The sequence below is a fragment of the Acetomicrobium sp. S15 = DSM 107314 genome (assembly GCF_016125955.1).
GTDB lineage: Bacteria > Synergistota > Synergistia > Synergistales > Thermosynergistaceae > Thermosynergistes > Thermosynergistes pyruvativorans.
In genome coordinates this window covers 1-331 of sequence record NZ_JADEVE010000201.1, presented here as the reverse complement: position 1 = coordinate 331, position 331 = coordinate 1, and the positions used below count along the sequence as shown (strand labels likewise).

The 331-nt window shown below is 47.4% G+C and carries 1 protein-coding gene; it reads right to left on the bottom strand.

The genetic code is table 11. The features are described 5' to 3' along the window. On the bottom strand, positions 1–185 hold a 185-nt coding region (locus tag EZM41_RS13625), incomplete at its 3' end, for a hypothetical protein (RefSeq protein WP_232619124.1). Positions 186–331: the final 146 nt, after the last annotated feature.

Below are 331 nucleotides of genomic sequence, written 5' to 3'. Positions count from 1 at the left end.
CTGCCCACAAATAAAACTGCCCTGGCATACCCTTGAAGCCCTTTAGTCTCAGGGAACCATTGCTTATATATGAGACTCTCTTCCCCTACGAGGTTGGGACCGGCGGTATAGGCCACTCCCTCTCTCTCGGAGTCGTTTTTTCCGAAAAGCGTTTTGCGGGTAAATGAAACCAAGCTCGTGAACATTTGTTTTTAACCGCCTAACTGTATTAGAACAAGAATTTTTCGAGATTGACGAAAAGGGCCTAACGGTATGTTTGACCGGAAAGGAGGAATGGCAATGTGGCGATATAGCGATTTCCTGGCTGTGAGCGAAGACTTCATCCCGGTGT